This window comes from Microbulbifer regidiadema (SeqCode), from assembly GCF_052466995.1.
This window is the reverse complement of record NZ_CP174297.1, coordinates 1,454,379-1,479,769: the sequence shown is the minus strand read 5'-3', so window position 1 is coordinate 1,479,769 and position 25,391 is coordinate 1,454,379. Positions and strand designations below refer to the sequence as shown.

Genomic DNA, 25,391 nt, shown 5'->3' with positions numbered 1-25,391 from the left:
TGACTGGCTCGCCTACTTTGCCATAGCTGCAAGAAGATTGTTCCATCCTTTATATGAGTGGCGTTAGCCATCTGTCGTCACTGTTTCTGATCTAGTCTGCCGGAAACTTACTCTTGGTTCGATAGTAGCTTCATTTTGTTTTCTATCAGTGCAGTGATCTTAGTTAAAATATTTATTGGCTTCCTCATCCGTCTGCGTTGCTTTTTAGTCACCCGCTGAGCTTATTTGTAGCAGTAGTCTTTTCACCGATATTATGAATGAGTTCTCTATTGATTGTTGGCTAAATAACACTAGCCTCTTCTCTTTAGTACCCAAACCTGGCATCGCTGTTCTTCGATCAGATTTTGGTAATGTTTTGTCATTGCTTAATCTCTTGATGGAAAAGAAGGGCCATAGGTTATCTTCAGTTCATCGCTTTTTCAGATGATTGACTGATGTACTTTAGAGCCGAATGCAGGGTTGAATGTTGTAGGTTTAAAGTGATAGCTTTGACTTGTAGGCTTCGTATACATTAGTCATATAAAAAAGGCACTTTTGGTTGGGGTAAGAGTTTAGTTATGTTTTATTGTTAAGTGTTTAATACCTTGAAGGAGAGGGTTATGTATTACAAACTGTTAATCACCCTGTTTTTGTTAGTGGTAGGGGTTAAAGTGTCGGCAAACTCCAGTACGGAAAATGTTTCTATAAATAAATTGGAAAGTTGGAGCTCGGGAAGTATATTTGTAAATACAGATGAGTCCGAAAAAACAAACCCCGCTAAATGTTCGACTACTGATAAATATATTTTGTCATCTAACGCACCTGAAATGACGAAATCGATGTTGCTTAGCTCCTATATTGCCGACAAGTCAATAAATTTAGTTGTTTATAGTGGTGGTTGTGAGTTGGATAGACCCTTGATTGTTGCCGTATATTTTGATGGTTGACACACTTTTGGTTGATTTTATTTTGTAAAATTTGAATTATTGCTTTGTTGATATTCCTGGCTGTTGATCATATTTCTTTTGGGGTTCTCAGGTGATACCTTGTATTGGTGTGATTAAGCTATAAGTTTTAGCTTAATAGTAAGGTTTAGAGTTGGGTGAGGCTAAGTCCAGAGCTTTGTGGAAGTGATTCGCGTAGATTGACCATACTGGAAGGCTTATAGTAAACCTGCTGCTTAATCTGACAAATAATAAGAAGGTAGCTATTATAGAGGTATGGCGAGTAGCTGTGTGGCAAAGTAATTCTGCATGCCCAGTGCATCGAGGCAAAACGAAAAGGATGGAGGCTGAAAGTTCCCTGCTTGATAAGGGCTAGCACTCCGCCGGAATCTTGAATCATGGCGCTGTCCGATAGCAGTCAGGACTAAGTGTTGACAGGGGAAGGTTCTAGCTTAGCCTTGGATGTCAAGTTTATTTTTTAATGATATTTGAGTGGCGGGTTGAGTTATTGGAAATCTAGATCTTAATATACCCTCTCGCGGGGGGTATTAAAATTAGCGGAATATTATTTGAGAATTTGAGGGTGGATGTGTTTAACTGGCCTGTATTTACTAGCAATGTATTTACATGTCTCTTCTTGATTGTTGAAGTGGGGGATGGGTGTCCTCTTTATATAAGGAGTTAATTACAAAATGAATATGCTAAAAATAAGCCTCCTGGCGCCTATTTTGTTGTCTTTATCCATCAATGTTTTCGCATGGGAAAGTATTGAGGATGCCAAGATTACTGAATTTATTCAGTTCAATACAGGGATCGATAGGGATTATTCAATCGCTAAATTTGAGCAGGATGGCGGTGCATTTATTAGGTGCCACGTTTCCTATGAGGAGAAAGAGTTCACCTCGTTAATTCTCTCGTTGTATATGTCGGGGAAATCGGCCACCGTACATTGCTACAATGAGGAGTTGGATATTGGGGGTATTAAATCTTACAAGCTACATCGTGTAATTGCTAAATGATGTAAAGTCAAGCTGCGAGGTGGGGTGTAAAAGTGTGCGCCTTTAGTAACATTAAATTTGTTATGTAAAGAAAGCTTTCAGTTGAGATTTTTTGAGCTTACCGAGTAATGACGAAGTGGGGGCTCTGATGAGCCAGATCTTCTCCCGAGGTTAGATTGAGCAGGTTAAAAAATGGGCTTTTTTTATGGGGGAAGCTCTAATTTTTGTGAAATCCCCTTGAGTTTTCTATCTAAAGTTCACTATATATGGGCTTTAAGCGTACAGCCGTTAGGCGGGTAGATGTTTTCTCTTTGTTAATAAGTTCGTAAAGCCTGTTAGTACAGATATTCAGTGTTTTCGTCAGCCTTTTATGTGGCGGAAGGGGTGCTCCGCCTTGGCTCTAACCTGTGCCTTTATTTTTCCCGCTCCGATCTGCCCAGAATTACCCCGCGCCATGTGTAATTCCTTTTACATCATCAGTACCAATATTCATTTTCATACCAAAGTATTATTGCCTACCCTTTTGGTCCGATGTGTCTCTGGATTATAAATTTTCTCTTTGTTTTGGGGCTGGGCGTGCTGCTAATTGGAGTTGGCGAGCAAGTGGATATGTCTTAATCAGGTGGTGAAGTTAGGGAGTTGATAAGCCTATTTTATCAATAAAGTCCTCTTTATGAACTTTATGGCGCCTATTTTTTCATCCGGCTTCTGTTCTGGAGGGTTGGCTTGATATATGCTTTGTGTTGCGTTATTTTCCTTGCGGTTGATTGTTGTTCAATCCTATTTTAGGGCGCGGACTTATTTCAATGGATGCTCAATTAATAGTGAAATATGGATATTACTATGAAGAAAATATTACTCTTTACTACGCTACTTTTTCTTTCGGGTCAGTCTGCAGCTGAAGTGGTCAGTGGATGGACAAAAATAGATTACTTAACGGGTGGCTGGTCTGATAAGCGAATTAATTTAGTGCTGAGCTCTATCGATTCACCTGATCCGGCTGGGTGTAATTATAGTAATAGTAAGGTAGCTCAGGCTGATGATTCTTCAGAAAATTTTGACCAAATGTTATCAATGGCGTTAAGTGCTCACTTGGCGGAAAGGGAAGTGAGTGTTGTGATTAGTGAAAGTCAGTGTTCGTTGGGGGGGAGGCCTAAGATTGTCGCCGTTTATATTCGATGATTTCAGGTAAATTATGATTTGCTTGGCTGGGTGTGATTTGCATGCTGTGCGTGCCGATATTTGTGTGAGTAAGGCATCCAGCCGATCCAAATTTAAAGGCGCATAATACGAAGTGAAGTCAGTTATACTTTGACTATTTATGGGTGTGGTAGTCTCCGTTGATATTCGTGAGACTTCTATCCGTTCCTAAAATCACTGCTTAGCCAATTGATAGATTGGTCTAATAATGGGAGTTATATTAATGAAGATATATCGAGTATTAACCTTCTGTTTGCTGGCTATAATTGCCTCTCTTTCTTCTGCGGAAGAGGGTAGTAAATATAATCTGCTAATCGAAAAATTTGAAGAGATAGATCGAATTAAAGGCGTTTCAGCTACTCGGGGGCGCTTTAATGATGAGCTTAAAGGGGTAAAAAAGGGAGATGGTATTGAGCTGTCTCTCAATGGGAAGAAGCTTCACTTCAATATACGCAGCGTACGTAAGAGTAAGGGCAAGCTATCCTTCTCTGGATTTGGGGCTGGAGCTGCTGATTTTATCACTATGGCGGAGAATAATGGTAAAGTTGTAGGGTCTATTCAGGTGCAGGGTAAGCTATATAAGGTGAGACCAGGCCTGGATAATGAGATTGTAATTACAGAGGTCTCAACTTCAAATTTTATAGATCACGACCGCAACTATTATGAGAGTTTTGATGGCTCCCTAAATTCAGAGGTGTCGCCCCTTTTGTCAGCCGAAAGTGCTTTAGATTCTGGCAGTGAAATCACAGTTCTCGTTGCCTATACCAGTGCATTTGAAGCGGATGCTGGTGATGTTTCGGCCTATATGGATCTTTTGGAGGAGGAGACAAATACGTCTTATGCAAATAGCCAGATAAATACTTCCGTCAAAATAGTCCATGCTTACAAGACCAGCTATGAGGATAGCGGCAGCTTTTCGGATGATCTGAGCTTCTTTTCTAATTCCAGCAATGCAGAAACGGCTGAGCTATTACAGTTAAGAGAGCTGTATAAGGCGGACATCATGATGATATTAACGGGGAATGATTACGGTGGCTGTGGGCAGGCCACAGTGATTAGTGCCGTAGAGTCTAACGCTCTAGCCGCTGCGAAAGAGGCGTGTGCAGCAGGTTATTTCAGTTTTGGTCATGAAATTGGGCATTTGATGGGCGCGAGGCATATTGTGTCTACCGACCCTAGCACGGAACCCTTCCCCTACGGCCATGGCTACTGCAATACAACACCGGGAACCTGGAGAACTGTAATGGCCTATGGCTGCTCATCCGATTCTGGTGGTGACAGAATTCAGTACTGGTCTAATCCAGATGTTTCTATAAATGGAGATGTTACAGGGTCCGTAGATCTTGAGGATAATGCTCGAGTTCTTAATGAGCGTTCTCTGACAGTAGCCAATTTCAGAGTTTCTGCTGAGCAGGAAAATTATGCTTGGCTGGTGCCCGTAATCAGCCTTATTTTACAGTAAAGTAAAAAGTGAGCATTTAAATGCTCACTTTAACTTTCGCTCACATCTAACAAGACTTCGGACAGTTGGTTTATTTTTTCTGGGCTTTACACCTGTGGCCGGTTTATACGGCAAGATCAGTGATGTGAAAATACAGATATATTCTAAGCCTGGAAATAGAGAGTGGGAAAGGATTGAGTGATCATAGTGCGTGGCCCCATATGCTTGGTGAGCTGGGATGAGGGGTGTCCAGGTTAATATATATAAATTAGGGGGAAATATGAAACCTGCATTCAACTCTGAAGTGTATCACTCTTTAGGCTGCTGCGACAGGTCGTATATTCTCCCATGACTTGTTTCGGGGTTTTATAGCCCAACATCTTTCTCGGACGATTATTTAAACGCTCAATAGCTGCTTCGACATCTGCTTGGTCCACAAGCTTGAAATTAGTTTGTTTAGGAAAGTACTGACGCAGTAGACCATTAGTATTCTCACTTAGGCCCCTCTCCCAAGATGAATTTTGCTCTTACGATCTACAATGGTGACCAGAGTGCTGCTAAGGCCTTTACTTGTAGGCAAATAATTTAAGCCACATAAAATGGGGTTGTAAGTGCCATATAGGTTTGGGGTTGTTGAGTTCTGCATTGGCCTCACCGACCAATAATGTAAAAATCCACTCCGTGAGCGGCGGGAATGTGCGAGAGCGGCGCAGGCCGCCCGCTTAAGGCGAGTGACCTGCGCGCTTCTGCGATGTTAGGACATAGTGGGGTAATCGGTATAGCCGTTTGCCCCACCGGTGTAGAAAGTAGTTGGGTCTGCTTCATTCAAATGGGCATTTGCTTTAAAGCGTTCGAGTAGGTCCGGATTTGCCAGGTATGGAACGCCGAAGGCTACCGCGTCCACCTGCTGCTGGCCGATGGCCTCGTTGGCCTCATCCCGTCCATAGCCCATATTGCCTATCAGGTTGCCCTTGTACTCTTCCCTCGCCGGGGTGAGTACATCGCCTAGCTGCTCGCCCAGGAAGTCTGCTCGCATCAGGTGCCAGTAGGCCAGGTTGTAAGCATTCAGCTCAGTGGCGAGCCAGCGGGTGTGCCCCTCGGGGTCGCTGTCACGCATACTGTTGAACCCATTTAATGGGGATGTTCTGAGTCCGACCCTGCCCGAACCCCAGACCTCGATAACGGCCTCCAGGACTTCAAAGAGCAGGCGTGCGCGATTCTCTAAAGACCCGCCATACTGGTCAGTTCGCAGGTTTGAGCCATCCCGTAGAAAGCTGTCCAAGAGATAACCGTTGGCACCGTGAACCTCAACGCCATCAAAGCCGGCCTCTTTCGCATGGATTGCGCCCTGTCTGAAAGCGGCAACAATCCCCGGAATCTCCTCGGTTTCAAGAGATCTTGGGGTGGTGTAGGGCTTTTTTCCATCCGGTGTGTGAACGGTATCGTCAATAGCGATTGGGCTGGCCGCTACTGCGGTTGTACCGCCGTTTAAGTCGGGATGACTGGCTCGTCCACCATGCCACAGTTGCAGGAATATCTTGCCGCCCTTTGCGTGAACGGCGTCGGTCACCTGCCGCCAGCCTTCTATTTGCTCTTGGGAATAGATACCGGGTTCGGAAATAAACGCGGAGGTGCCTTCGGCGACCATGGTGGCCTCGGCAATAATCAGGCCGGCGCCTGCCCGCTGTGCGTAATATTCCGCCATTAAAGGGGTGGGTACGTGATCTTTAGCCCTTGAGCGAGTCAGAGGGGCCATTACCGCGCGGTTAGCGAGCTTCACATCCCCTAGTTGAATGCTTGAAAACAAATCCTGTATTGGAGTCATCTTAGTATACCTTAAATAGGGTGGCAAAATGCTGTTGTTCATCAATGCTGTACAGACTATGCTTGTGCCGAAATTGAAACAATAGGGGCTTTTGAAATTGATTGTTCGTAATTTAGAAACTATTGACTTTCGAACTTTGGCGATCTTTGTAACGACTTGCCGGTTGATGAGCCTAACCCAGTGTGCCGATGAGCTGGGGTTACCTAAGTCCACAGTGAGCAAGGCCATTTCCAAGCTGGAAGAGCAGCTGCAAGCCAAGCTGCTGGAGCGCTCCACACGGAAAATCGAGATTACCGATGCGGGCAAGGTCGCCCTGCGCCGGGTCTCTCTGCTGGTGGAGGAGTTTAAGTCCCTGCGCGAGGATGTGCGGGATATAGAGCAGCAAGTGCAGGGCCTGCTGCGGATATCGGCCCCTCCGGCGATGGGGAGTTACCTGGCCCAATATATCCTCCCTCCATTTCTACAGCAGTGGCCCAAAGCCCAGGTCTCTCTGGAGCTTTCCAATGTATTTGATGATCTCTTTGTTCGGGGGATCGACCTGGCAGTTCGTGTCGGGAGGGTCGCAGACGAGCGCCTGGTGGCGAGAGAGATTGGCTATACAACCCAGGTGCTGGTCGCCAGCCCGGATTATTTAAGAGAGCATGGCGTACCTGAATCACCAGAGGATCTCAGCCAGCATAATTGCATTACTGCCGGCACAGGCCAGGAAGCCGCTTTTTGGACTCTGGTTTCCGAGGAGCGAACCGAATCTGTTGAGGTACGAAGTAATTTCCATTGCGACAATCCGGAAACCGCTAAAAGGGCTGCGGCGGCAGGGGTGGGCATCGCCCAAATTCCGGTTAACAGTATGATCTGTGAGCTGGAGAGGCTGGAGCTGATCCGGATATTTCCCGATTGGCACGCGATTTATATGCCTATTTATCTGGTTTATCGACCCGGCGCCAGTAAACCAAAGAGGGTTTCGGCACTGCTGGACTATTTATTGAGTATTAAACAGCGCTTTGAGTTCGGCCCAGACCACCAGTTGTGCCAATATGAGGCGTGCCCGCTTGGAACTGGATAGAAATAAAGTGGCAGATAATAGCTCGGTTATTCACCAGGTGGGCTTATAGAGTCCCTGAGCAAAGTTAATTCTCAGCAAGCTCTCCGGTATTGGCGGCGCACAGGGTGAGACAAAGCAGGCCGGGAATAGGTGCAAGCAATATAGAGGGCCCCAATTAATACTCCGAAGTTGTTCGGGGGCTATTCCTGGCAGCTTGGGGCTGCGTTCTCGAAGGCATTGCCTGAGCAGAAATTACTATTGATACTACAATCCTCACTTTTGAATAGATCGAAAATTTGATTTCTTGAGGCAATATTGTTGTTGGTAGATCCAGAGCCGGAAAGATAAATAGCGGAGGGCCCACTCTCTGTTGCTGTATTGTTCAAAATGATATTAAAATTCCCACCTATTTCTATGCTGCTATTGTCGTTGCCTTGGGGTGTTTTTGAAATAAAAATAGAGAAATTGCCATCCATTTCAGTCCCAACGTCGTTTGAGTGGATGATGGTGTTTCCTATCAGGATATTAGCAATACCATTTAGCTCTATGCCCTCATTACCGGAATATTCACAATATTTTTGCATATAAAGTTGTAATTATCATTAATACCCATGTCGTCACCCTAGCTGGCTCCATCACCGAGGGTGTAGTTGTCGGTGACTGTGTTGCCGCTGTTTACCACAATGGCATTGTCCTGCGGGAGAGGGATATGGAGATTATCAATAATGTGGAGTCCCGCTTCTATAAGCAGTACCGCATCGTGACAGCCATTGATTGTTCCGGCAGATAACTCAGCGGCTTAGCCTGTGAGGGCTATATCATGGGAGTGAGTTGCTGTTCTCGCAGGTAAGGTCTTCTGTCAGTGTGGTGAATTCGGTAATGATATCGCCGTATTCTAGCGAATTAATACTCTGCGGCAGGGAGGTTCCTAAAGTTAATAGAGTTGCAGATAAAGTTTTAGGAGGTGGAGTACAACATGGCTTGACCTATTTAGTAAGCCTCTGAAAAATCCTTGCGGGCCTTTCAGGCCCGCTCTAAGACTGGGGCGTTTCACAGCGCTGTGCGCTGTTGGCCTCAGGAGTTTAATTTAAAATTAAATTTAGACAGGATGGGGAGGCAGTAGTGGCAATATTATTTTCCCAGATATTACTGCCGGTGCAATCTGGGTCGACGGCATCATAGAGATCGTAGGTCTGGCCGGTTGCGGTATTGCCCGAGATGGTATTGTTGGTGGGCTTGGAGTCTAGAATAAATATCCCATAAGTGTCGTTGCTAATTACATAATTACCATTGATAGAGTTGCCATCCCCCCGGTCCAGATCAATGCCACCGTTACCATTACCTACAATAGTATTTCCCGAGATGGTGTTGAGGTCATCATCTATTTCGATACCGCTACCACCATTGAAGGCCGAGATATTGCCGTGCACATTGCTAAAGGTGCCATTGACTTCAATGCCATCATACTTGGAATATACTGTTTCGTTGGCAATGACTGAATTAAACGAGCCGTTAATCAGGATGCCTTCGTCACCGGCAGCCTCAACCGTATTGCTATAAATAACATTAAAGTCCCCACGGATAACAATGCCGTTATCAGAGTCTGAAGCATCGCCGATAACTTCCATATCGCTGACAAGGTTGTTGTCACTTCTGACAGTGACCGCATCATCACCAAAGTCGCTGACGTTGACATCTGCTACCGTATGGGAGCCGTTTCCCGCCAAAGTAAGGGCATCGTGGCAACCGATAACTTCACCCCCTGAAAGCCGCGCGCCGCTTTCCTCCAAAAGGATACCTCGGCCATACTCATTAGTGGAGCAGGTTAAGCTGTACTCTCCCATGGATAGGCTGCCGGCGGGGCCTTCAATAGTAATAGCGACATCATGTGAGTCGGCGATAGTGCACACTAAATCGCCATCGAGAGTGGTTGGTGTAGTAATAACGTCACCACAGCTAACGGTCTGCGCTTGTGAGCCTGTGGCAATACCCATTGATAAGAGTGCGATCGCCGCACTCAGAGGAGAAATGGATTTTTTTTGCATGAGTCTATCCCTAACTTTTAATCTGAGGATCGAATGTTGAATACGTTAATAAGTCAGATTTGCGCCTACAAAAGGGGGCCGCTTTTTTGTTTAAATATTGACCAATTTGTATCAGCCGGATAAATATCGTTTTGAAGTGTTGCTAGTAATTTTTAATGGGAATAATTATAAAAAGTTGAATAAAGGGTCTCTAACTAGCGCCGTATTATGTTGCGATCCGCTCGGCGAGGCGCACAGAGTCGTGTTGCAACTACTTGAAAGGCCTAGCTATTTGTGGGAATCAGGCCTTAATTGCGAATGGTTTTGATCGTTAGCGGCATCGCATAATTCATTGAACGGCCAGCATAATTGGTGGCGGAAGTCTTTGGTATTTGTCTTCTGATTGTTGATATGTATTAGAAGGGGCAGGGGTGTAGTGACCGCCAGCGAGCGTGTAGTTTTGCGGGTTAGCTTTGAGCGGGGGTGTGGTGTTGCTACTCAGTTGCGTTGGGCTTTACTGGGTGCAGTCCCCAAGTCGATATTCTCCTGTTCGCGGTAGGTCATGCTCTTAAATGAACCCAGTAGACTTTTCAGTCAGAAATGCGGGGATCGTCGTGTATTTCTCTCATTCTACCGCAGTGGTGACTTTGAATTGCGGTAGTGTTGGCAGGCACGGGCCAACTGGGGTTAAACTCGCGCTCTTAAAATGATTACAAAGCTCTATCCTAGAGGAGATACCGATGCGTCAAACAATGATCGCACTATCCGTGGCCGCAGCGCTTGCGGTAGTGGGCGGTTGTGGTGAAAAAGCACAGCAGGCTGAAGTGGCTAAAGATACCGTGAAAGCCGAGGAGTCCATGGCCGTTAGCCCCGAGTACGCCAGCAATATGCTTCTGGCGGAGTGGACAGGCCCCTTTGGTGGTGTTCCTGCGTTTGACAAGATGAGCCTGGAAGATCTCAAGCCCGCGATTGAAAAGGGGATTGAATTAAACTTGGTGGAGCTGGAAGCCATTGCCGCAGACCCCGCTGAGCCCACTTTTGCCAACACCTTTGCCGCGATGGAACGCAGTGGCGCAGCGTTGAGCCGCGCATCGACCTATTACGGAATCTGGGCCGGCAATATGTCCTCCCAAGAATTCCGCAAGATCCAGCGCGAACTGGCACCGCTATGGGCTGACTACGAGTCCAGGATTTACCAAAATAAGGCACTCTTTAAGCGTATCCAGTCTATTTATGATCAGCGTGAATCGATGGATCTGGACACTGAGCAGAAGCGCGTAGTCGAGCTGGTCTATATCCTGTTTGCAACCAATGGCGCCACCTTGGAAGGGGAAAAGAAGGCGCGCTATGCAAAAATCAACAAGCGCTTGGCTGAGCTCTACACCCGCTTCTCCAATAACGTCCTGGCAGATGAGGAAGGCTACGATATCTTCCTGAGTAAAGATCAGCTGGATGGCTTGCCGGATTCCTTTGTTGCCGCAGCCGCAGCACTGGCGGAGCAGAAGGGTGAAAAAGGGAAGTATGCGATTGTTAACACTCGCTCCTCTATGGACCCCTTCCTGACATACTCGGACAATCGCGAGTTGCGCGAGCAGGTGTGGACCAACTACTACAGCCGTGGCGACAACGGTGATGAGCGCGATAACAACGCCATCATCGCTGAAATCCTGAAGCTGCGCGATGAGCGCGTCGGCCTACTGGGCTTTGATAACTACGCCCAGTGGCGCCTGCGCGACCGCATGGCCAAGTCCCCAGAGCGCGCTATGGAGCTGATGGAGGCGGTGTGGCCGGCAGCGGTAGCTCGCGTTAAGGAAGAAGTGGCCGATATGCAGGCGGTGGCGGATGCCGAGAAAGCCAATATCACCATTGAGCCCTGGGACTACCGCTACTACGCAGAAAAAGTTCGCAAGGCCAAGTATGACCTGAACTCCGATGAAGTTAAGCAGTACCTACAGCTGGATAACCTGCGTGAAGCCATGTTCTACGTGGCGGGCGAACTGTTTAACTTCAAATTCTCCCCGGTGAAAGAAGGTTCCGTGCCGGTCTTCCACGAAGACGTTAAAGTCTGGGAAGTGACCGATAAAACCAGCGGCGATCACATCGGTCTCTGGTACCTGGACCCCTATGCTCGCGAGGGCAAGCGCTCCGGCGCCTGGGCCACCATGTATCGCGATCACTCCACTTTTGATGGCAAGAAGAACGTTCTCTCTTCCAACAACTCCAACTTTATCAAAGGCGCCCCAGGTGAGCCCGTGCTGGTAAGCTGGGATGATGCGGAGACCTTCTTCCACGAGTTTGGCCACGCGCTGCACTTCCTCGCATCCAATGTGACCTACCCGAGCCTGAACGGCGGTGTGCGCGACTACACCGAGTTTCAGTCCCAGTTGCTGGAGCGCTGGCTGTCTACCGATGCAGTGATCGACAACTACCTGGTGCACTATAAGACCGGTGAACCGATTCCCGCTGATTTGGTGAAGAAGATCAAGAAGGCGGCCAAGTTTAACTCGGGCTTTGCCACGACCGAGTACCTGGCATCGGCGCTGGTGGATATGAAGTTCCACACTGCGGACCCGGAAGGCATCGATCCGGACAAGTTTGAGCGCGAAACCCTGAAGAAGCTGGGTATGCCCGATGAGCTGGTGATGCGTCACCGTTCCCCGCACTTCGGCCATATCTTCTCCGGTGAAGGCTACGCTGCCAGCTACTACGGCTATATGTGGGCCGATGTACTGACTTCGGACGCGGCTGAGGCATTCGCTGAATCCAAAGGCGGCTTCTACGATAAGGAAGTGGCTGCGAGACTGGTGAAATACCTGTTTGCTCCGCGCAACGCTTTGGACCCGGCAGATGCTTACCGCTCTTTCCGTGGTCGCGATGCCAATATTGAGGCGCTGATGCGCGATCGCGGCTTCCCGATTCCGAAAAAGGAAAAGACCACTGTCGCTGTGAAAAACTAACCGGTTAACACCGCGAGTTTTTCCAAAAGGCCGCACCTAATGGTGCGGCCTTTTTTATTGCTCTCCTAAAAGCGCCTACCTCGTAATTCTCTGCCCCTTTTTTGTGTCTACCTCAATGCTTGCTCCCGGCTAGGAGTCCCAGCCTCTCTATAGATAATTTTTTTGATCTCAAAACATTACACTTCTAATAAACCAGTTAGGCTCGATATTTTTCGTCTATGAGTTCGCATATTTTTTGACGGAAAAGTGCACAACCTTTTACTTTCTATAAGTTTTGTATAGAATTTCGTCCAAAATTTGTACCGAGCAGCTTACTTTTCTGCGATTTTACCCTTCTGAGTTGGATAGCCCCGTTTATTTTGGCGTTTTTTAAGCGTCATAGACTCTGGTAAATAATTACAGCACTAAGTAAATGGGTGGTTTGCTGCAGGGGCCCAGAGCCCCGGGGCATCGGATGGAATCAGAATCAAAATGAACACAAGGAGAATTCTGTGTTTGATAAAAGTAAGTTGCACAGCGCCATAGTAGCCACAGGTGCAGTCGTATTGGGTAGCCAGCCGACATTTGCCGAGCCGAGGCAAATCGAGGAGGTAACGGTTACAGCCACCAAGCGTGCGGAGAGTGCACAGGATATTCCGGTGGCAGTTCAAGCTCTGGGCGAAGAGAGTCTGGAGAATCTCAATGTTTCCAACTTTGATGACTATATCCGCTTTATGCCCAATGTGACCGCCGGGGGGCGGGGCCCCGGGCAGTCTTCCATTTATATTCGCGGTATGGCCACTGAAACTATTGCTACCCAGCTGTCCCAAGCCAATGGCACTGCCCCCAATGTTGCCCTCTATCTGGATGAATCGCCGGTGAGTATCGGTGGCAGAAACCTGGATGTTTATGTGACCGATATTGAGCGGGTTGAAGTCTTGAAAGGTCCCCAGGGCACTTTGTTTGGTGCAAGCTCCCAGGCGGGCACTGTGCGACTGATCACCAACAAGCCGCAGTTGGATCAGTTTGACCTCAGTATTGAGGCGGGACTGGCGACCACCAAAGGTGGTGAGTTGTCTGACAGCCTGGAAGCTATGATCAATCTGCCTTTGATTGAGGATAAGTTGGCCGTGCGTATGGCCGCCTATCAGTCCAATGAGGGGGGCTATATCGATAATGTGCCCGGCACTTATACCCCGGATGCTTCTGTTAACCCGGCGTGGCAAGACCTACCGGTTGTGAGTGCCAGCAACGAAGATTTACTGGAGGAAGATTTTAATGATTCCAGCTATAGAGGCGTTCGCTTTGGTATCAACTACGTAATTAGCGATGACTGGTCACTGTTGGTGCAGCACACCCATCAGGACCTGGAGGCTGATGGTGTATTCGATCACGACCCCGATGAAGTGGGGGACCTGGAGGTACACCGCTATTTCGAAGACTCCCTGGAAGATAGCTTCGACCTGACAAGCTGGACTCTGGAGGGGCGTATTGCGGCTTTGGATGTGGTTTATACCGGTGCTTATCTCGATCGCGAGGTAGAGCAGTCTATGGATTACACCGGTTATAACGATGTCGGTAATTATGTGGCCTACTACACCTGTAATTATGTGGATACCTGCTACGACCCCACCAAAGGCTATGTAGGTACGGTAGAAAATACCCGCACTAGCCACGAGTTGCGCCTCTCCACGCCCCAGGAAAATCCATTGCGCCTGACTGCGGGTGTTTTCTACGAAGATATTGAAATCCTTGACCGGGGTAACTTCGTCTACAACTCCATTATTGATTTGGGGTTCCCGGAAAACTACCCGCGCGGCTGGTCACCAGATACAACTGATCCGGTTAAATCTACTGCGATCGATACCAGCGCACGCCCGGCGGGCGTGGCATTTTTCAATGATATTACCCGTCGGGAAGAGCAGCTGGCCTTTTTTGGCGAGCTGACTTATGACATCAGCGAGCAGCTCAGCGCGACTGTCGGTCTGCGCCATTATGATATCGATGTGAAATTGCTGGGCTCTGCCAATTCCTCATTTGGCAATGCCGCTGGAGTCGACGTCGATAAGTATGGTGATAACCTCGACTCCAAGTGGGAAGAGGCGGGCATTGATGTGCCGATGAATGAAAGCGGTGTTATTGGCAAGTTTACCCTGAGCTATATACCCACCGATGATATGTTGTTGTATGCCACCTATTCAGAGGGCTTCCGTCCGCCCGCTTACAATCGCGGCGGTGGCAACGGTAATGAAGTAACTACGGTGCCCTACACGATTACTACAGATACCGTCGATAATTACGAAGCGGGCTGGAAAACTACACTGCTGGACCACAGCCTGCAATTTAACGGCAGTATTTACTATGTAGAGTGGAGTGATATCCAGACCGCAGTGTTCGACCCCGATGTCTATTTCCTGTTTTACCTGGATAATGCCCTGGATGCGGAAATTCGCGGTATTGAAGCGGATGTTACCTGGCTGCCGACGGACAACTTGCAGCTGATTGGCGCTGTGTCTTACAACGATACTGAAATCACCAGGGTCCCTGATAGCGCGGCCAATGTGGCCCCGGAGGGCAGTGAGCTGGCCCTGTCTCCGCCTTTGCAATTTAACCTGCGCGCTCGCTACGAGTGGGCGCTGGCTGGGTTTGATGCCTACTGGCAGGCGGGCATTGCCTATAGTGATGAGGCTTGGAGCTCTATCGTGATCGATCCGAATGATCGCTACAAGCAGAGTGCTTACACTACAGCGGATGCCTCTTTTGGTCTGAGTGAAACCCACTGGGGCGCAGAGCTCTATGTGGAAAACCTCACCGATGAGCGCGCGGAGTTGTTTATTAATACTCTGGATAATTCAAAGCGAATTACCACCAACCGCCCCCGCACCGTGGGGGTGCGCGTATCTTACGATTTCTGACGGGTAGCCCCCCCTTGATCATGTAGTGGTGAAGGGGGCAGTTTGAGTGGGGCGCCAGCGCGCCCCTGTCGTAATCTATCGGTTAATGAGAGTTTTCCCTTGTCAGTGAAGCCCAACAATTCCCCGTCTGAAATACTTCAGGCGGACCTCACGCAGAAAGTGCGCGCCTCATTAAAGGGGCGGGATTTTTCCAGTGCTGTCGAGTTGGCGAAGCAGCGGTTGGAGCATTTTCCAGAAGATGTTGAGAGCTTTTACTTGTTGGCAGTAAGTCTCAGATATTTGGGATGTGTCGATGCCGCTCAAGAGGCAATTCAAAAGCTGCTTGAGCTGGACAGCTCTTATGCCCGGGCTTATCAGGAGCAGGGGCACAATTTCGCTCAGCAGAAAAAGCTGCCGGAGCAGGTTGGGGCGTATCGGCGTGCGCTGGAGCTAAACCCGGCCTTGCATGCTAGCTGGAGAGGGTTGGCCTTGGGGTTGCGTGCGCAGGGCAGGGCGCCTGATGCCGAGCAGGCCCTGCGCCAATTCCAGCACCTGCAAAATTTACCTCCGGTACTGCTGAGCGCGGCCAGTCTGTTGTATGAGAAGAAACTGCATAAGGCTGAGCAACTCTGCCGGAATTTCTTACAAAAAAATAAGCATCACCCGGAAGCCATGCGCCTGTTGGCGCTGATCGGTGCAGAGTTGGGGGTGCTCGATGATGCGGACTTCTTGCTGGAGAGTTGCCTGGAGATGAACCCCGATTTTCATCGGGCTCGCTTTGATTATATTGGTGTATTGCGCCGGCGCCAGAAGTTTGCCGCTGCCCTGGAGCAGGCTCGATTGCTGCGGAGTGGGCAGGGCGGACAGCAGAGCGATATTCTCTACGCCACCCAAAGCGCTATGGTTGGAGACTATCAAACTGCTTTGCAGATTTATAATCAGGTTTTGGCTGAGTCGGCGGATTTGTACGGTGTGCAGTTGCAACGGGGGCACGCGCTAAAAACCATCGGTGAGCCCGCTGAGGCGATTGAGGCCTACCGGACGGCCTACCGGGTCAAACCGGATTTTGGCGATGCCTACTGGAGCCTGGCGAACATGAAAACTTACTGCTTTGGTGATGCCGAAATTGAGCGAATGCAAGAATTGCAAAGCTTGACCTCCACTGCACGGGAGGATCGTTATCACCTTTGTTTTGCTTTGGGTAAGGCATTTGAGGATCGCGCCCAGTATGCGGAATCGTTTTCCTGGTATAAGAAAGGTAACGAGCTAAAGCAGCAGGAATGTCGCTACGCTATTGAGGAAAATCGAAGAGATATCGATCTACAGATCGCCCACTGCCCTAAAGAGTTGTTTGCTGAAAGCCGAGGCTCCGGTTTTGATGCGCCGGACCCCATTTTTATTGTGGGGATGCCTCGTGCGGGTTCCACACTGCTGGAGCAGATTCTCGCCTCTCACCCGCAAGTAGATGGTACTTTTGAGCTGCACAATATTATGGCCTCTGCGCGCCGCCTGGATGGTCGCCGTCGAACTGACGACGAGCCCCGCTACCCGGCGATACTGCAAGATCTCAGTGGCGAGCAGTTGAAACAAATGGGTCGGCGTTATATTGAAGAGACGGCAATACATCGCGGCAAAGCGGCATTTTTTATTGACAAAATGCCGAACAATTTTCGCCATATCGGTTTAATCCAGCTGGCTCTTCCCAATGCAAAAATTATTGATGCTCGCCGCCATCCTGTAGCCTGCTGTTTTAGTGGTTTCAAGCAGCTGTTTGCCGAGGGGCAGGAGTTTAGCTATGGCCTGGAGTCGATTGGTGAGTACTATCGGGATTATGTCCGCTTGATGGCTCACTGGGATGAAGTGTTGCCCGGTAAAGTGCTGCGGGTACACTACGAATCGGTAGTAGAGGACCTGGAGGGGCAGGTGCGTCGCTTACTGGATTACTGTGGTCTTCCTTTTGCAGAGGAGTGCCTGCAATTTCACCGCACAGGGCGTGCCGTACGCACCCCTAGTGCAGAGCAGGTGCGCCAGCCTATTTACCGCAATGGTACAGAGCAGTGGAAGTACTTTGAAACTGAATTAAAGCCCTTGCAGGCGGTTTTGTCTGGATTGCTGGAGGATTATCCAGCGCCTTGATTGTGCGTGAACCGCTCTGTAAGCCAGAGGCATCACGGAGTTGTTCAGAGGCTCCTTAGTAAGTATTTTGCCGCACAATAGGGAGTTGTTCGGCAAGGGGTATCGCTATACTTATTCACCTTCAAATGTCTGTTTGGCTTCGCTTATAAGCTTTTCGTACTCGATTTGGGTAATCTCCGAGCGCGATTTGCGTTCTTGAGCGGAGTCCAATTTTGCCTGATAGTCGAGCTCAATAGCCGCTAAAATATATCCAAGCTTCTCTTCTGTAATTTGTCTGTTGGAGAAATATTCTTTGGCTAGTTTCTTACTCCAGTTGTAACCTTGAGGTGACTCTGGCAGGGTGTAATCATTTGCAAGGATTGATTCATCAGAAATCTTCAATCCCCTTGCCATGGCCTCTTGTGCGCAAAGGTTGAGGATATAATTCACAGAATCTTGAGCGCCGTGCCAGTGAAGGTAGAATTCTGCTGAGCAAGACCCAATTACTTCACCATCTTGCTTTAGAATGTCGATATGACCCTGGGCACAGCCTGTGAGGGATAGAGCAGCAAGCATCAGTTTAATCTTTTTCATCGTGGGGCCTGGGCATATGGATTAATTTTGGGGTTTTTATAATAACCTGCATTCAACTCTGAAGTGCATCAGTTAATCATCTGGAAAAGAACGGTCAGCTGAAGGTAACATCTGCCGCTTCTTCTCCGTCAAGAGATTAAGTGATGACAAAACGTTACCGACAGCTGACCGAAGAGCAACGATGTCAGATTTGGACGCTAAAGAAAAGTGATTGGAGTCAGAGGGCAATTGCCAGGGAGGTTGGTGTTAGCCGGCCTACAATCAGCAGAGAGCTCGCTCGTAATCGAGGCGGAAAAGGCTACCTCTATAAGCAAGCTCAGCAGACGACTGAAGAGCGGCGTAGGCAGGCAGGAAGATCAACAAAGATACTACCCAAGGCTATTGCTCTGATAGAGAGAAAACTGAAACTACAGTGGAGTCCAGAGCAAATTTCCGGCTGGCTAGACCGGGAAGAAGGCCAGTCCATTAGCTATGAAACTATCGTAACTACTCACCCCTAACTGCCACCTCATCAAAAAAACTATCAGATTTTTTAAAGCAAAGAAACAGAAAAGCTGAGACAAATGCTCTAAGCAAACTCGCTTTATTCTTATCCGCAACGATCTGAGATACGCCAAAATTTGTGATATCCTACACCTTCGAGATAACGGGTTCACTTTTCGGTTATGGCCAACATTAACAAAACTTCTGTGCGCGAGGAAATGGATCGCCTAAAAGCCGAGTTCCAGCGGCAGTGTGCCGAGAAGTTGTTAAGCCAGGAAAGTCGTCTGCTGCTGCAAAGCGTGTTTACTCTGCTAGAGTTGATACTCGCCATTTTTCTGGAGAAAAAAACGGCCAAGACGAATAAAAACTCCAGCAAGCCATCCTCCCAAACGGACAAAGATGAATCCGCATTGCCCCATAAAGGCAGTAAGGGGAAAGGGAAAACAGAAGCCGTTCAGGCCGCTGACAACCATCGCATCACAGAAACTATCTCCATCAGCGAAGTCCGCTACTGCAGTGACTGCGGCGAAGACCTAACAAGCGTCCCGTGCTTAAGTCATGAACGACGCACTCGTATTGATATTCAGTTTGAAAAAGTAGTCGAGCATGTCGATGCCGAAGTAAAAGCCTGTCCCACTTGCACCCATACCGTGAAAGGCGAGTTCCCTGCCGATATGGCGGGACCATTGCAATACGGCAATGGCCTGAAAGCCTACGCGATCAACCTGTTGGTCTGTCAAATGATCGCCTTAAATCGGGTGCAGAAGGCGGTTAAAGCCATGATCGGGCAAGTGATCTCAGAAGCTACTCTGTTGAAATTTGTCCTGCGACTACATGAAGCCCTGGCGGACTGGGAGCAATCAGCTCTTGAGGAATTATTGCAAAATCCCTCGCTCAACGTAGATGAAACCTCCCTGAGGGTCGAGCAAAAGAATCATTGGATTCATGTGTATGCCTCCGACGATATTACCCTCAAGTTTTTACACCGAAGTCGCGGTAAGGAAGCAATTGAACACATTGATATCATACCACGCTATGGGGGCGTCATTATTCATGACTGCTGGGCCTCGTATTTGTCTTATACCCACTGTGGGCATGGCCTGTGTGGCTCGCATTTGTTGCGTGAATTGACCTTTATCGTTGATGCCAATGGGTATGAGTGGGCGAATGATATGAAACGCTTACTGCAAGCCACCTGCAAAACAGTTTCGGTAAGAAAACGCAAAAAACTGATTAAAAAGGAATACGCTGTTCTGCAACAGCAGTATCGGGAAATTATTGCTAGAGGTGAGCAGGAATTACCCGAGATTCCAGCTAAACTCAAAGGCCAGCGCGGCAAAATGGCGAAGACCGATGCGCATAATCTATGGGAACGCTTGAAAAATTACGAAATGGCGGTTTTATTGTTTGCCAAAGAGAGCCACGTCTCCTTTACCAACAATCGTGCGGAAAGGGACCTGCGCATGTCAAAGGTTAAGCAAAAAGTATCTGGTTGTTTTCGATCGGCACACTATGCACAGGCCTATTGTCGCATTTCGAGCTATTTACAAACTATGGCTAACAAAGGCCACAACCCTTTGATTGCAATTCAGATGGCGCTTTCGGGCCGTATTTAAATCGGTAGGGGGTGAGTAGTTACGATGAAACAACACTTCGGACACTTTTGAGGGGCAAATTGGGGACGTGGTGCTGGAATCCATGGGCGGAGACTGCGAGAATAAGGTTTACGAAATCTGATTAACGCAGTAACCGCCCATGGAAGATACAATTAAAACAGTTTTTGCCAAAATGTCCAGTGTTGGTAAGCCCCAGCAGAAATTTATGATGACTCTATTGTCGATGCTGATGGTCTTTCGAGGCAAGGCGACCTATCTGAATATGGCCAGATTCAGCACCTCAAGTGAGAAGCGTTATCGACGCTGGTCACATAGATACTTTGACTTCATCCAGTTTAACACCACATTGTTTGCCAGCGAATTCCAAGAAAATCGTGAATGTGTTGCCGCTACTAATGCCAGTTTCATCAGTAAATCCGGCAAAAAGACTGATGGCCTAGGGTGGTTTTATAACGGCAGTGCTGGAGAATCACAACGCGGCCTTGAGGTCTCTACGATTAGTGTCACCGACTTGAAGACAAATACTGCCTATGCCATAGATTCCCAGCAAACAATCGATGAAGAAGGAAAATCGAGGGTTGAACAATATGTGAGCCATGCTCTCAAAGTTCTACCGAAGTTGCTTAATCTTGGGATTAAATACCTTGCAGCAGACGCATTTTATAGCAAAAAGGCATTTGTTAACCCAATTCTTCAGGAAGGAATGCATATCGTTGGAAAGTTACGGATTGATGCTAATTTGCAGTGGCTATACGAGGGGGAATACAACGGTCAGGGATGCCCTAAAAGGTTTGACGGAAAAGTTGACCTTGAAGATTTATGCCGTTTTGATTTTGCTAGAATTTTTGATGCTCAAGTTAAAGTCTACACGAAGGTGGTGCACGCCAAATTTTTAAAGCGCGCCATACGCATGGTGCTGCTCAAGCCTATCGATGACGATAAAAAAGGAAGTGCGCTACTGTATTCTACAGACACGAATTTAGATGCAGTGAAATTAGTCTCGTACTACAAATCAAGATTTCAAATAGAGTTCTTATTCAGGGATGCGAAGCAATACACCGGATTAACTCACTGCCAATCCGTACGAAAGGAAGCCATAAACCTTCATGTTAATGCATCGCTGACAGCGCTGAATTTGCTGAAATTTGAAGATCGCAGAGAGACGCAGACAGATGCGCCTACAGTTATCTCAACCGCCAGCTGGAAGCGCCGCAAGTTCAACCAGCATCTGATGAATAGGGTTTTTAGCAGCTTAGGCCTGGACCGAAGCTGTGAAAAATTCAGCTATATTTATGATCGCTACAGCGATTACGGGGCAATTGCGGCATAAAAGTGTCCGAAGTGTTGATACACCTGAATTGAACCCGGGTGAATATTTAAATTGAGACCTTAAGGGGCGTACATAGTGGTATTCCAGTACGATCCAAGGAGGAGTTAAAAATAAAGTACTTTCTCACATGAGAATACTATAGAATATAGCCTGCGCGCGTAGCTTCCTATTTTTAGCGCGAGTCAATTAAATGTGCAATATAAAGAAGTGTTGGCCCTCTGGGCTAATAATAAATGCAGGCAGTTTACTCCGGCCCATTAGGTCTCTGCGAACGTTAGTTCTCTAATGATTAAGGTAAATATGATTAAATCTATAATAATTTCAATTCTTGGGCTGGCCATCTCGGTGAGCTGCTCAGGAGGTGAAATCTATAACCAGTTGCCAGAAAAAATTGATCCTAATGAGACATATGTGTTTTATTCTCATGGTTATATCGTAGAGGGCGACAATCCTAAACCTATTAATGATAGGTTTGGCTGGGGTTTGTATGATTTTCCGGCAATTAAAGAATCACTATCAGATGAAAGCTACCATTTGGTTGCATATCACAGGCCCAAAAATACAGACCCCTATAAATATGCTAATGAGTTAAATAGCCAAGTTAGAAAGTTGGTTGAGCATGGGGTTTCACCAAATAATATAGTGATTATGGGCTTTTCGAGAGGGGCTTTTATTACTGGCCTTACTTCAGATAAGCTTTCAGACTTGGCTATTGATACTATTATCTTGGCTGGCTGTGGTCGTTTAGTATCTAAAAGCCATACAGATATTAAAGTGTATGGCGATGTACTTTCAATTTATGATAAGTCTGATCAAGCAAGTTCGTGTCAGTCTCTTGAAAAGAAAAGCCAAGGGTTAAAGTCATTCTCTGAGTTAGAGATTAACACTGGACTAGAACACGGAGCGTTTTATCGGCCTCTTCCTGACTGGGTTGAGCCTGTTAAAGCATGGATTAAGTCTAAACGCAGCTAATAAATTGCCGCACTCAGACACATACTGCGGGGAGTAAGGCGTTAAGTGAGCAAGGTATGAATGAAGATAAAGAAATGGATTTGCCAAAGATAAAGGATAAGTTTGATACTGGTAGTGCGGAACATATTGTCATAATTGGTTACCCTGAGAATGCGGATTTTTTGCCTGAATTGATATCGTGGTCGTGCTTCCCAAATGACCCTGTATGTTGGGTGACATACCCCTACATCTCTTCATTAAGAAATGAAATTTTAGCTCCTGCAATGGCTGATTTTTTAGATTTTCATGCTACCGCTGAGCAATATGATATGATTTTTACAGCTTTTGATCATTTTATAAATGAACGTGGAGAGTCATTTAGGGAGTTAATAAAAGAATATTTGCAAAACGATGAAGCAAAAAAATTATTTTCAGATCCAAAATATTCGATAGGTCAATTAAAGTAAGAAAACTGATTGTGTCGAGTGGCTGTCACTTAATAAGCATAGCCAAAGCGAAATAAAAAGCATCCGCTTGCTGAGGGCGTCATTGTGGCGGTCAAGTTTTAGATGATTTATAGTTTAGGTAAGCATTAATTTCTATCTGAGCAGACTTTTCCCGAGGGTTTTCAGGAAACTGGTATAGTTACTTCGTTCAAGCTCCTTCGTTTTGAGTCAGCAAGCCCTGAAAGCCAGTTGAACCATTGTGGATTGCCAGTCAGGCGGTTAATTGGTGGGAAGCTATGATATTTCTCTTAAATTTATTGGTCAGTCGCCAGTCAAAGTTGGCCGGCAGGGCGCAAGTAGGTCGTTCAGTACACGCCAGCTATAACTAGGCTAGGCGAGGTCGCCCAGTCTCCCACAAAAATATGGGAGGATGTTATCGAGAAATATCCAGAACTGAAATTCTGGATAGCGCAGAACAAAACTATACCAGTCGAAATACTAGAAAATCTAGCGGTATACAATGATCAAAAATTCCTAGATATGATTGCTCGTAAAAGGAAAATTCCAAAATTGCTCATGTCGCAACTGACAAAAGATGAAGGTTAGTCCGTAAGGAATGCACTGGCATACAATGGTAAAATTACTGAAGCGGTATAGAGGGTTCTAATGAATGATTCCTGGCAAGTTGTTAGGGAAAAGGCTTCGGAGAAACTTTGAGCCCTAATAAGCAAAGACAGCGAGCGCTAAGAGTGTCGCTGCTTTGAGTGTTAAGTATCAAGAGAGTTAGCTATGTCTTTTAGGGTATGTGAGTTGTACATAGTGCGGTCAAAGTCAGCATTGATTGACCTATTAAACGATGATTATTTGAAAGGCGAATTATCCATAGCAGCAGTCTACAAATCTTCATGTCATGCTCATCACAGAGAGGTTCACCGAAAACGTAATTCAATTGCAGTGAAATATTCTCATTAAGCCGAATTTAAGAATCAATGGGAAGGGGCAGAATTTTTAAGCTATATATTTAAAAATGGAATAATATCTGAATCTGCTTTTGATGAATTCTGGGGCTTGGAAATATCAGGTAAAGATGTTTTGAATGTTGAAGAATACTTTTGGGGAGACGTTCGATCTGTGAATTTGAGCTTCCTAAAGAAGAGTGTGTGGCGGAATGGGTTATAAAAAATTTGGTGGAACCTGATGCAAATTCCCAACAAAAGATCTACGCGGACACATACTGCTTCGCTCCGTTTTTATGTAAAACGCTCTCCGTAGTATGTATCGCTGAGTTTGACGTGAAGTATCAGAACTATGAATATACCATCAGAAAGTGATTGGGAAAATTACCGGGATGACCTCGATTCTGAATATGCGCACAGAATCTTTGCTGGAAAAACGAACGACCAAGTTCAATTGGATTTTCGCCGGTGTGTTATTGAGCGGGCCTCAGAGCTTAGGTTTATGCCAATCAAGCCATTTCAATACTATATGCTTGGTTTTAAACAATTTATTGAGAAAGGTGATTTCAATCAGTTTGATGCTCCAGATGCGGTAAGCAGCTTTATTAACCTTGTGGAGCAAATGCTTATGGACAAACCAAATTTTATAAAGCCAATTTTGAGTGATCTCATGTCTACACTAGAGTTTATCTCAGAAAATCAACTAGAATACGAAGCTGACATTACTATTTACGGGTTCTTTCTGGTAAAGCTAGACCACATCAAAGAGCTTGCACAAAATGCTTAACAAAAACAGGCAGGTTGCTCCTCCCCTTCGGGGTTCTACGGGGCGGCCTACGCTACGCTTCAGTCACCTCTGCTGTGGGTGTATAAGTCAAGGAGGGCCGTATGAGGTGTCCAGAATGCCATAAAGAAAATATTCTTACCTGGTATAGGTACCTTGCATCACCATTTAGCCGGTTTCGTTGTTCAGCTTGTAATACAAAGTTCAAACTTAAGCGTCCAATTTGGTACTGGTCACTTCCTTTAGGGTTATGGTTAACAATATTAATTGGTGGGCTAGCCATTATCTATTTTATGGCGGGTCACTGTAACTACGGCATCTATAGTAAGCCGTCAGTGGTGGCACTCACGGTAGGTTCAATTTTACTTTACGCAGTAATAGACAAGTATGTAGAAAATGGCTTTAGTACTATTAAGCTATAAGCCTTATAACAACTATACTTCGGACAGCTTTCTCCCCAAGCTGTCCGAAGTGCTGTGATGATAAAAAAGGAAATGCACTACTGTATTCTACGGATACAGAGTTAGATGCTACAAAGATGGTCTAGTATTATAGGTCAATATTTCAAATAGAATTTCTATTTAGAGATGCAAGGCAGCACAAAGGTCTAACTCCCTGTCAATCTGTGCGAAAGAAATCTGTCAATCTTTGTGATAATGATTCACTGACAGCACTAAACTTACTGAAAATTTAAGATCGCAAGGAGGCACAGGAGAGTGCACCTACAGTTATCCCAATTGCCAGCCGGAAACGCCGAAAATTTAATCAGCATCAGATGGCTAGAGTTTTTAGGGGCTCAGGTCTGAACCGAAAATGTGAAAAAGTCAGCTGTG

General features: G+C 46.7%; 18 protein-coding genes and 1 pseudogene. 14 read left to right on the top strand and 5 right to left on the bottom strand.

What is annotated here, in order from left to right:
- Positions 1–599 precede the first annotated feature (599 nt).
- From ACJJIK_RS06235 to ACJJIK_RS06220, 4 genes are all read left to right on the top strand, one after another.
- Entirely contained in the window at positions 600–926 is a 327-nt protein-coding gene (locus ACJJIK_RS06235; RefSeq protein WP_444944509.1) for a hypothetical protein, read from the top strand.
- Between the two features lie 689 nt (positions 927–1,615).
- Positions 1,616–1,942: a hypothetical protein gene (locus tag ACJJIK_RS06230; protein WP_444944508.1), complete on the top strand. Its 327-nt coding sequence runs from the start codon at positions 1,616–1,618 to the stop codon at positions 1,940–1,942.
- 822 nt (positions 1,943–2,764) lie between these two features.
- Positions 2,765–3,103, top strand: a complete 339-nt coding sequence (locus ACJJIK_RS06225) for a hypothetical protein (protein WP_444944507.1) — start codon at positions 2,765–2,767, stop codon at positions 3,101–3,103.
- A 241-nt stretch (positions 3,104–3,344) separates the two neighbouring features.
- Positions 3,345–4,583 (top strand): M12 family metallo-peptidase, encoded by a 1,239-nt coding sequence (locus tag ACJJIK_RS06220; RefSeq protein WP_444944506.1) that lies wholly within the window; start codon positions 3,345–3,347, stop codon positions 4,581–4,583.
- 272 nt (positions 4,584–4,855) lie between these two features.
- On the opposite strand, the pseudogene ACJJIK_RS06215 reads toward ACJJIK_RS06220, so the two are convergent.
- Positions 4,856–5,077, bottom strand: a pseudogene (locus ACJJIK_RS06215) (transposase); the annotation flags it as partial.
- Positions 5,078–5,316: 239 nt separating this feature from the next.
- Positions 5,317–6,387, bottom strand: coding sequence for an alkene reductase (locus ACJJIK_RS06210; RefSeq protein WP_444930651.1), 1,071 nt, complete (start codon positions 6,385–6,387; stop codon positions 5,317–5,319).
- A 97-nt stretch (positions 6,388–6,484) separates the two neighbouring features.
- Between ACJJIK_RS06210 and ACJJIK_RS06205 the strand changes: the two genes are divergently transcribed.
- Positions 6,485–7,450: a LysR family transcriptional regulator gene (locus tag ACJJIK_RS06205; RefSeq protein WP_444944505.1), complete on the top strand. Its 966-nt coding sequence runs from the start codon at positions 6,485–6,487 to the stop codon at positions 7,448–7,450.
- Positions 7,451–7,629: 179 nt separating this feature from the next.
- Here the strand turns inward: ACJJIK_RS06205 and ACJJIK_RS06200 are convergent, their stop codons facing one another.
- The gene (locus ACJJIK_RS06200) at positions 7,630–8,013 is read right to left on the bottom strand and encodes a hypothetical protein (protein WP_444944504.1); all 384 of its coding nucleotides are present in this window, start codon (positions 8,011–8,013) and stop codon (positions 7,630–7,632) included.
- A gap of 498 nt (positions 8,014–8,511) precedes the next feature.
- Positions 8,512–9,474: a right-handed parallel beta-helix repeat-containing protein gene (locus ACJJIK_RS06195; protein ID WP_444944503.1), complete on the bottom strand. Its 963-nt coding sequence runs from the start codon at positions 9,472–9,474 to the stop codon at positions 8,512–8,514.
- A gap of 719 nt (positions 9,475–10,193) precedes the next feature.
- Between ACJJIK_RS06195 and ACJJIK_RS06190 the strand changes: the two genes are divergently transcribed.
- The 3 genes from ACJJIK_RS06190 to ACJJIK_RS06180 all read left to right on the top strand — a co-directional run bounded on the left by ACJJIK_RS06190 (position 10,194) and on the right by ACJJIK_RS06180 (position 17,419).
- Complete coding sequence (locus tag ACJJIK_RS06190) at positions 10,194–12,410, top strand: M3 family metallopeptidase (RefSeq protein ID WP_444944502.1); 2,217 nt, start codon at positions 10,194–10,196, stop codon at positions 12,408–12,410.
- 491 nt (positions 12,411–12,901) lie between these two features.
- Positions 12,902–15,304 carry a TonB-dependent receptor gene (locus ACJJIK_RS06185; RefSeq protein WP_444930656.1) on the top strand — a complete coding sequence of 801 codons (2,403 nt, stop codon included), beginning with the start codon at positions 12,902–12,904 and terminating at the stop codon, positions 15,302–15,304.
- A 105-nt stretch (positions 15,305–15,409) separates the two neighbouring features.
- Positions 15,410–17,419 (top strand): sulfotransferase, encoded by a 2,010-nt coding sequence (locus ACJJIK_RS06180; RefSeq protein WP_444945041.1) that lies wholly within the window; start codon positions 15,410–15,412, stop codon positions 17,417–17,419.
- 111 nt (positions 17,420–17,530) lie between these two features.
- Here ACJJIK_RS06180 and ACJJIK_RS06175 read toward each other — a convergent pair whose 3' ends face one another.
- Positions 17,531–17,992, bottom strand: a complete 462-nt coding sequence (locus ACJJIK_RS06175; protein WP_444930657.1) for a hypothetical protein — start codon at positions 17,990–17,992, stop codon at positions 17,531–17,533.
- Between the two features lie 143 nt (positions 17,993–18,135).
- Between ACJJIK_RS06175 and ACJJIK_RS06170 the strand changes: the two genes are divergently transcribed.
- The 6 genes from ACJJIK_RS06170 to ACJJIK_RS06145 all read left to right on the top strand — a co-directional run bounded on the left by ACJJIK_RS06170 (position 18,136) and on the right by ACJJIK_RS06145 (position 24,561).
- Complete coding sequence (locus tag ACJJIK_RS06170; RefSeq protein ID WP_444944501.1) at positions 18,136–18,492, top strand: transposase; 357 nt, start codon at positions 18,136–18,138, stop codon at positions 18,490–18,492.
- A 165-nt stretch (positions 18,493–18,657) separates the two neighbouring features.
- Positions 18,658–20,091: an IS66 family transposase gene (gene tnpC, locus ACJJIK_RS06165; protein WP_444944500.1), complete on the top strand. Its 1,434-nt coding sequence runs from the start codon at positions 18,658–18,660 to the stop codon at positions 20,089–20,091.
- 139 nt (positions 20,092–20,230) lie between these two features.
- Positions 20,231–21,421 carry a transposase gene (locus ACJJIK_RS06160; protein WP_444944499.1) on the top strand — a complete coding sequence of 397 codons (1,191 nt, stop codon included), beginning with the start codon at positions 20,231–20,233 and terminating at the stop codon, positions 21,419–21,421.
- 285 nt (positions 21,422–21,706) lie between these two features.
- Positions 21,707–22,393: a hypothetical protein gene (locus ACJJIK_RS06155; protein WP_444944498.1), complete on the top strand. Its 687-nt coding sequence runs from the start codon at positions 21,707–21,709 to the stop codon at positions 22,391–22,393.
- A 56-nt stretch (positions 22,394–22,449) separates the two neighbouring features.
- Entirely contained in the window at positions 22,450–22,839 is a 390-nt protein-coding gene (locus ACJJIK_RS06150; RefSeq protein WP_444944497.1) for a hypothetical protein, read from the top strand.
- 1,287 nt (positions 22,840–24,126) lie between these two features.
- A complete protein-coding gene (locus tag ACJJIK_RS06145) occupies positions 24,127–24,561 on the top strand; it encodes a hypothetical protein (protein ID WP_444930665.1) in 435 nt (144 codons plus the stop codon).
- The last annotated feature ends 830 nt before the right edge of the window (positions 24,562–25,391 follow it).

Coding starts and splice junctions, on each gene's coding strand:
- ACJJIK_RS06155 (WP_444944498.1), top strand. CDS start 21,707: ATGATTAAGGTAAATATGATTAAATCTATAATAATTTCAATTCTTGGG.
- ACJJIK_RS06225 (WP_444944507.1), top strand. CDS start 2,765: ATGAAGAAAATATTACTCTTTACTACGCTACTTTTTCTTTCGGGTCAG.
- tnpC (WP_444944500.1), top strand. CDS start 18,658: ATGGCCAACATTAACAAAACTTCTGTGCGCGAGGAAATGGATCGCCTA.
- ACJJIK_RS06175 (WP_444930657.1), bottom strand. CDS start 17,992: ATGAAAAAGATTAAACTGATGCTTGCTGCTCTATCCCTCACAGGCTGT.
- ACJJIK_RS06210 (WP_444930651.1), bottom strand. CDS start 6,387: ATGACTCCAATACAGGATTTGTTTTCAAGCATTCAACTAGGGGATGTG.
- ACJJIK_RS06200 (WP_444944504.1), bottom strand. CDS start 8,013: ATGCAAAAATATTGTGAATATTCCGGTAATGAGGGCATAGAGCTAAAT.
- ACJJIK_RS06150 (WP_444944497.1), top strand. CDS start 22,450: ATGAATGAAGATAAAGAAATGGATTTGCCAAAGATAAAGGATAAGTTT.
- ACJJIK_RS06145 (WP_444930665.1), top strand. CDS start 24,127: ATGAATATACCATCAGAAAGTGATTGGGAAAATTACCGGGATGACCTC.
- ACJJIK_RS06170 (WP_444944501.1), top strand. CDS start 18,136: ATGACAAAACGTTACCGACAGCTGACCGAAGAGCAACGATGTCAGATT.
- ACJJIK_RS06190 (WP_444944502.1), top strand. CDS start 10,194: ATGCGTCAAACAATGATCGCACTATCCGTGGCCGCAGCGCTTGCGGTA.
- ACJJIK_RS06220 (WP_444944506.1), top strand. CDS start 3,345: ATGAAGATATATCGAGTATTAACCTTCTGTTTGCTGGCTATAATTGCC.
- ACJJIK_RS06195 (WP_444944503.1), bottom strand. CDS start 9,474: ATGCAAAAAAAATCCATTTCTCCTCTGAGTGCGGCGATCGCACTCTTA.
- ACJJIK_RS06160 (WP_444944499.1), top strand. CDS start 20,231: ATGGAAGATACAATTAAAACAGTTTTTGCCAAAATGTCCAGTGTTGGT.
- ACJJIK_RS06230 (WP_444944508.1), top strand. CDS start 1,616: ATGAATATGCTAAAAATAAGCCTCCTGGCGCCTATTTTGTTGTCTTTA.
- ACJJIK_RS06235 (WP_444944509.1), top strand. CDS start 600: ATGTATTACAAACTGTTAATCACCCTGTTTTTGTTAGTGGTAGGGGTT.